Source organism: Microbacterium deminutum (assembly GCF_039530205.1).
GTDB classification, from domain to species: Bacteria; Actinomycetota; Actinomycetes; order Actinomycetales; family Microbacteriaceae; genus Microbacterium; species Microbacterium deminutum.
Genome location: NZ_BAAAOG010000018.1, coordinates 1 through 6741, shown reverse-complemented (window position 1 = coordinate 6741; position 6741 = coordinate 1). Strand labels below are relative to the sequence as shown.

Annotated in this window: 8 protein-coding genes; 4 read left to right on the top strand and 4 right to left on the bottom strand. The window is 68.8% G+C overall.

What is annotated here, in order from left to right:
- Positions 1 to 286 precede the first annotated feature (286 nt).
- Entirely contained in the window at positions 287 to 703 is a 417-nt protein-coding gene (locus tag ABD212_RS18915) for a hypothetical protein (protein ID WP_344097760.1), read from the bottom strand.
- Between the two features lie 143 nt (positions 704 to 846).
- Here ABD212_RS18915 and ABD212_RS18910 point away from each other — a divergent pair, with 143 nt between their 5' ends.
- On the top strand, positions 847 to 1059 hold the full coding sequence (locus ABD212_RS18910) for a dodecin (protein ID WP_344097758.1): 213 nt from the start codon (positions 847 to 849) through the stop codon (positions 1057 to 1059).
- A 4-nt stretch (positions 1060 to 1063) separates the two neighbouring features.
- On the top strand, positions 1064 to 1549 hold the full coding sequence (locus ABD212_RS18905; RefSeq protein ID WP_344097756.1) for a MarR family winged helix-turn-helix transcriptional regulator: 486 nt from the start codon (positions 1064 to 1066) through the stop codon (positions 1547 to 1549).
- A 2-nt stretch (positions 1550 to 1551) separates the two neighbouring features.
- On the opposite strand, the gene ABD212_RS18900 is transcribed toward ABD212_RS18905, so the two are convergent.
- The 3 genes from ABD212_RS18900 to ABD212_RS18890 all read right to left on the bottom strand — a co-directional run bounded on the left by ABD212_RS18900 (position 1552) and on the right by ABD212_RS18890 (position 4772).
- Entirely contained in the window at positions 1552 to 1896 is a 345-nt protein-coding gene (locus ABD212_RS18900) for a YciI family protein (RefSeq protein ID WP_344097754.1), read from the bottom strand.
- A gap of 165 nt (positions 1897 to 2061) precedes the next feature.
- Positions 2062 to 3786, bottom strand: a complete 1725-nt coding sequence (locus ABD212_RS18895; protein ID WP_344097752.1) for a hypothetical protein — start codon at positions 3784 to 3786, stop codon at positions 2062 to 2064.
- A 110-nt stretch (positions 3787 to 3896) separates the two neighbouring features.
- A complete protein-coding gene (locus ABD212_RS18890) occupies positions 3897 to 4772 on the bottom strand; it encodes an aldo/keto reductase (RefSeq protein ID WP_344097750.1) in 876 nt (291 codons plus the stop codon).
- 143 nt (positions 4773 to 4915) lie between these two features.
- Between ABD212_RS18890 and ABD212_RS18885 the strand changes: the two genes are divergently transcribed.
- Positions 4916 to 6121, top strand: coding sequence for an MFS transporter (locus tag ABD212_RS18885; RefSeq protein ID WP_344097748.1), 1206 nt, complete (start codon positions 4916 to 4918; stop codon positions 6119 to 6121).
- A gap of 178 nt (positions 6122 to 6299) precedes the next feature.
- The coding region (locus ABD212_RS18880) for a methylenetetrahydrofolate reductase (protein WP_486341490.1) at positions 6300 to 6741 on the top strand (442 nt) is incomplete at its 3' end.

The window sequence follows — 6741 nt, the reverse complement described above, 5'->3', positions numbered from 1 at the left end:
GCTCACCGGCATCCTCGCCTACGTCGGCGCCTACCCGAACTTCACCCTGGTGCTCTGGGTCGCCGGCGCCGCCGCCCTGATCGGCGCGGTCGTGATCATACCGATCAAGAAGGTGAGGTAAGCCGCGCGCCGCCCTACGGTTACGGTGCGATCGGCTCCCAGATCAGCTCGGCGACATCCATCACGAGCCCTGGACTCGGGGTGCAGGGATCTGCGCAGGCCCGCACCTGACGGGTAGGTGAAGCGAAGCCGGTACAGGTGCTGAAGTCGCATTCCCCCCGGATGGTCAGCGCGGGGCGTCGTGCGTCGGACCGCGCCGCGGCGTCGTGCCGCGCCGGATCCATCCACCGACGCCGGCGGCGATGAGCGCGGGGATCAGCAGGATCAGCAGCGATGCCGAGCCCAGCCAGCCCGGCGGCAGCTGGATGCCGGGCTCCGGGATCCCGAAGGCGACCACGACGACGTGCTGGACGGCGACGGTGACACCGACGACGAGGCCGGGGATCCACCACTGGCGACCCCAGAGGTATCCGAGCATCCCGCAGCCGATGAGCAGGAACCCGAGAGTGAACTGGTTCGCGACATCCGAGCCGGATTCGTTCGCATACCCGACGAGCGCGACGACGGCGAGCAGTGCGGCGATGTTGAGCACAGGGCCTCGCAGCATCGCGGCCGGCGTGAGGGATCGGCGCGGAGGGCGCATGCTCGAAATCTAGTCAGGCGCGGATCGACCGACAAGAGACGCGCGGGCGCGTTCCTCGGCGACCCGTCGATCTGTGGTGCCGCGCCGGGGCGAAGGGTAGCGTCGGGCACGACGGCGAAGGCGCCGAGCGAGAGGAGTCGGCCATGACCGACCATGTGTACCGCGTGACCGAGATCGTCGGGACGTCGCCCGACGGCGTCGATGCCGCCATTCGCGGCGGCCTTGCCCGTGCCGGCAAGACGCTGCGCAACATCGACTGGTTCGAAGTCGTCTCGGTGCGAGGTCACTTGGAGGATGGCGACATCCATCACTTCCAGGTGACGCTCAAAGTGGGCTTCCGCCTCGACGACGATTGAGACCGTGAGCGGCCAGGACGACGAGGTCGATCTGCTGATCGACGCGTGGGCTCGCCGACTGCCCGACGTCGACCTCTCGCCCCTGGACGTCATGTCGCGCCTTCGCCGTGTCGCGCTGAAACTCGGGAGGATCCGCGCGGCCGCCTTCGCGACGGCGGGGCTCGCGGCCTGGGAGTTCGATGTGCTGGCGGCCCTTCGCCGCGCCGAGCCGCCGCACCAGCTGAACCCGGCGCAGCTGATCCAGCTCACCAGCATCGGCAGCGCGGCCATGACCAATCGGCTCACCAACCTGGTCGATCGCGGTCTGATCGAGCGCGAGGCCAACCCGCGAGACGGGCGGGGGGTGCTCGTGAAACCGACGGCGGACGGGATCGCAAGAGTCGACGCCGCCATGGGCGAGCTCGTCCGTCGCGAAGAGATCGCGCTGAGCCGGCTCTCGGCGCAGGATCGCATCGCTCTGGTCAGAACGCTGCGGGCGCTCTTGGAGTGAGGCTAAGGCAGCGCGTCGCCGGGGAACCCACGACTCTCATAGAGGTCGTAGACGAACACGCCCGCCTCCACACCCGGGTCGCCGTCGATGATCTCGCGGACTTCATCGAGTGAGCGGTCGAAGACGCCGATGCCGCTGATGTCGGCATCCCCGCCCACCGGCAGGACGATCGCCATCGTTCCCTGTGCCCGCAGCGCCATGTTGCGGCGGCCGTGCTCGAAGATGATCGCGTCAGCTCCTTCGCTGTGGCGGTTCGGCCCGGGCCTCAGGACGACCACGGTGTAGGGCTTGGTCGTCGCACGGATCCGTGACATCGCCTCATCGCTGATTCCCGAAACGTCGACCATCTGCTCTCCTGTCCCGGCCGTGCGCCGCTTTCGACCTGTCGGAGTGACAGTAGCGCCCCGCAGGCGCCGTGGACCAGGGCGGAACGCCCGATCGCCGACGGCGCACGGGACTGTCCCGGCCGGGGCTTCGGCCACCCCGGCCGGGACGCTTTCACAGCCCGTGGATCACGGAGCGCGCAGTGCCTCGATCGTGCGTGAGGTGATAGCGGGTCCGGGTTCCTTTCCGCCGGCAGTGTGCGTGGCGGTCACGGACAGCGGGCGGTCCGAGATGATGTCCAGCACGCCGAACAGCAGCCCGGGCGATCCGCCGGCGATCTCGCGGAGCGCGATCCGGTCGTCGAAGGTCGCTTCTCCGGCCTGCAGGGTGATCGCCGCGAACATCTTGGCGGGCACGACATCCGGCTCGCGACCGATGACCTTGTCGTCGACGATCAGCGGTGCGAAGCGCTTCTCGATCTCGACGGGGCAGGTTCCCGGGTTGTAGATGGTCACGGCGGTCGCATACAGGCCGGGCACGAACGGCTCGGGCTCGTGGCTGTCCCTCGCCATGCCTGCGATGAACTCGACCGAGTAGTGGTAGCGGCACGCCGGCACGATGATCCGGACGCGCTTCTGAGCCACGACGACACCGTCTGCGACGACATCGATCGTGCCGGTGAACTCCTGGTCGCGGTCGCGGCAGTCCTTCACGCCCACCCAGGTGACCTCGAAGGTCAGCACGTGCTCTTCGTCGCCCGGCAGCGGTCCGTAGCTGGCCGGAGTGATCGACTCGATGAACTCCGCCGTGGCGCCGGTGGGAACCAGTGAGAGCGAGCCGATCGACGTGACGGCCGCGGCGATGAGGGTGGCGAGAGTCGCCACGATCGTGCCGGGGTTCACACCGGTGGTGTGCGAGCCGCCGGTCGCTGCCGTGATGCGCGTCGCCTGGCCTGCCGCGCCGCCCGGCGCAGGGTAGTCGAAGGCGAAGAGGGTGGGGTCGTCGTCCAGCGCGTTGGCGAACCCGGTCGTGGTGCTGACCGCGACGACCGTGATGTTGGCCGCCGTCAGATCCGCGGTCGCGCTGGCCTCCGTGATGTCGGCGGCCAGACCCGTGAACGCGGTCGGGATCGGATCGTGGCCCGGCGCGTCGCCGAACCACACCAGGATCCGCTTGCTGTCGGGCCGCCAGCCGATGCCTGGATCGGTCGCGATCTGGTGCAGCGCGTACAGCTGACCCTCGGGACCGTCGGAGCCCTCATCTGCGACCCACGCGGAGATCGCGGCATCCGCTGTCGCGAGGGTCGTCGTGGGCGAGACCTGGTGGGCGAACGCGTACGAGTTGTGCACGCCGGCGTCGACGGGGAAGTCGCGATAGTTGCCGACCCCCCACGCCACGTCGAATCCGGCGAGCGCAGGATTGTTCAGAATCGCGCTCGCTCCTGCCGCAACCGATGCGAGTACCGTGCTCATGCTGAAGGTGGTGTCGGCGAGCAGATAGACGTCGGCCTTGGGTGGAGCGGAGGACTTCGGAACCGTGACCGTGATCTTCTCGGTGACGCGCTCGCAGCGGTTGAGCCGCCAGTCGTTCGTCGTCGGGTCGATCGTGATGCGCTCCTTCGTCACCGGAGGCACCTCGTGCACCGGCGGGAACTCCGGGACGAACAGCCTTCCGCCGGGGAACATCTTCTCGAGCACGGCGAGCGGACGCATGATGCCGGACTCCGTGACGGTGATGTGCGCCACGGAGTTCGGCTTCTCGGGATCTGCGGCTGAGATCAACCGCGCGAGTTCGCCTGTCGGGAGCCGGGTCTCGGTTGCCGCGATCAGACGCGGCTCCGCGACTCCGAGCTCTGCAGCGAGATGCTTGACGACATCGTCCGGGACGTCACCGAGCGGGAAAGGGTGAGGCATGACAGTTTCCTTCTCTGTCGGGGTGCCGAACCGCCCAGTGAGTCTGGGGACCCCTCACACCCGAAGAGGAGGTAGGGCGCGCGTTGATACCCGCCGCCCCGGAAAGGCGCTCAGGCCTCCGGGATCTCGCGGCCGAAGGACTCGAGGGTGATGATCGCGGGCTCAGGGCCGCCTCTCACGCCGGTCTCGAGGCTGTCGATCGACGCGAGCTCGTCGTCGTCCAGTGCGAAGTCGAAGACATCGATGTTCTCGGCGATGCGCTCGGGTCGGGTCGACTTCGGGATCACCTGCCGTCCTTCCTGCAGGTGCCAGCGCAGCATCACCTGGGCCGCCGACTTCCCGTGCGTCGCGCCGATGGCGAGGATCACCGGATCCTCGAAGCTGCGCTTCGCGGAGTCGCGATACGAGGTGATCCCGCCGATGGGCGACCATGCCTGGGTGAGGATGCCGTGGCGTGCACCGATCTCCTGCACCTCCCGCTGCTGGAAATAGGGGTGCACCTCGATCTGGTTGACGGCCGGCACGACCGCGGTGTGCTCGAGCAGCGAGTCGATGTGGTCGGGCATGAAGTTGCTCACGCCGATCGCGCGGACCTTCCCGTCGGCGAGCAGTCGCTCGAGAGCGCGGTAGGCGCCGACCGTCTTGTCGAACGCGCTCGGCAGCGCCTGGTGCAGGATCAGCAGATCGATCTGCTGGACGCCCAGCTTTCCGGCGCTCTTTTCGAAGCTGTGCAGCGTCTCGTCGAATCCGTAGTCGCTGATCCAGATCTTCGTCTCGATGAACACCTCGGATCGATCGACACCCGACTCGCGGATCGCAGCGCCAACCTCGCGCTCATTGCCGTAGGCGGCAGCGGTGTCGATGTGCCGGTATCCGGATCGCAGCGCGGCCGTGACCGCGGCCGTGGTCTCGTCGGGCGGGGTCTGGAAGACGCCGAGTCCCAGGGCGGGGATCTCGACGCCGTTGTTCAAGCTGATCGTGTCCATGGGTTCCACGCTACGAGCAGGCGGCCGGCCGTGGGAGTGCCCGCCATTACCTCCTAGCGGGGTCCGAACGTGCAGCGCAGCGGACTTCCGATGATCGGGATCCGTCGGCTGCGGCATCCATCGTCGGACTAGAGTCCGACAGGATGGCTTCGACGACGCGCACGACCTCGACCGCGCTGCTGCTGGCCGCGGTGGGCCTCGTGGCGGCGAACATGCGGCCGACCATCACCGCGGTCGGCCCGCTGCTCGATCAGATCGGCGACGACACGGGGCTCGCGACAGCCGCCCTCGGACTGCTGGCGGCGGTTCCGCTGCTGACCTGGGCAGTCGTCTCCCCGCTCGTCCACGACCTGGGACGCCGCTTCGGGGTCACCCGCGTCGTGCTGTGGTCGCTGCTCCTTCTCGCGGCGGGCACCGTCGTGCGGTCGCTTCCAGGCCCGACCGCGAGCCTCTGGATCGGCACCGCGCTGATCGGCGTCGCCCTTTCCGTCACGAATGTGCTCATGCCCGCGGTCGTCAAGCGCGACCACGCACGCCGGGTCGCGATGGTGATGGCGATATACACCGCCCTGCTCGGCGGCATGGGGGCGCTCGCCTCTGGTGTCGCCGTTCCGCTCTCGCTCGTACCGCTCGGCGACGAACCGGCGGGATGGCGCTTCGCCCTGCTGGTGATCGGCGGCGTGCTGCTCCCGCCGGCGATCGCGGTGTGGGCGTGGGCGCATCGTGGCAGCCACGAAGAGCGGTCCGCGGTGCCGCCGCGCCCCCGCGGCGGCACCGGCATCTGGCGGGATGCCGTGGCGTGGCAGGTCGCCGCCTACATGGGCTTGCAGTCCGCCGTCTTCTACATGACCGTGACGTGGCTCGCGGCGATCTCGACCTCGACCGGCCGCAGTCCCGTTGTCGCCGGAATCGATGTCATGGTGTACCAGATCTTCGCGCTGGTCGGCGCTCTGCTCGTGCCGCTCACGCTGCGCGGCGGGCGAGAGCGTTACGCTCCCGCCCTCGTGCCGTCGCTCGCCGTCGTCGGTGTGATCGGGCTGATCGCGGCGCCCGGGTCGATCCTGGTCTGGGCCCCGCTGATCGGCCTCTCCTCGGGCGCGTCGCTGGGCATGTCGCTGACGCTGATGGCGATCAGGGCGAGAACGCACCAGGGTGCCTCGGCGCTCTCGGGGATGTCGCAGTCGGTGGGCTACGCCGTGGCGGCACTGGGGCCTGTCGCGTTCGGGGCACTGCACGCGGCGACAGGAGGATGGCTCTGGTCGCTGGCGCTCCTGCTCGCCGTCCTTCTCGCCCAGGCCGCGGTAGGAGTCTTCGCAGGACGCGATCGATACGTCCTCGACCGCCCGTGAGATCGAGGCCGGATGTGCCGTTACCTATTGACGTTCCCTATGGCCATAGGTAAAGTTGAACACGGATCGCGAAGACGCGAAGCCCCTGCCGAGGAAAGGACCTCCCGCTGTGGAACGCACCACCACTCCCGTCGATTCCGCTGCCGCATTGCGGCTGCTCGACGGGTACTCGCTCGAGATGACCGGCAAGGATGTGCCCGGCCTCGAGGCGGCTCGGCACGCGATCCCCGCCGGCACCAAGATCAACGTGACGTTCCTCGGGAATGAGGATCTCGACATGCGGGTCGCGGCCGCGAAGGCCGTCAAGGACTTCGGCTTCGTGCCCGTGCCGCACATCTCGGCGCGGCGGCTGACCTCGCAGGAGCAGCTCGAGGAGTTCCTCGGCCGGCTCCAGGAGGTCGGCGCGACGGAGCATGTCTTCGCGGTGGGCGGCGACCCGTCCGAGCCCGAGGGGCCGTACGCCGACTCGCTGTCGGTGATCCGGACGGGTCTCCTGCCGCGGTACGGCGTGCGCGAGGTGTCGATCGCCGGGTACCCCGAGGGGCATCCCGACATCAGGGCCGACGTGCTGTGGCGGCACCTGGCGGACAAGTCCGCGGCGCTGAAGGAGCAGCGGCTGG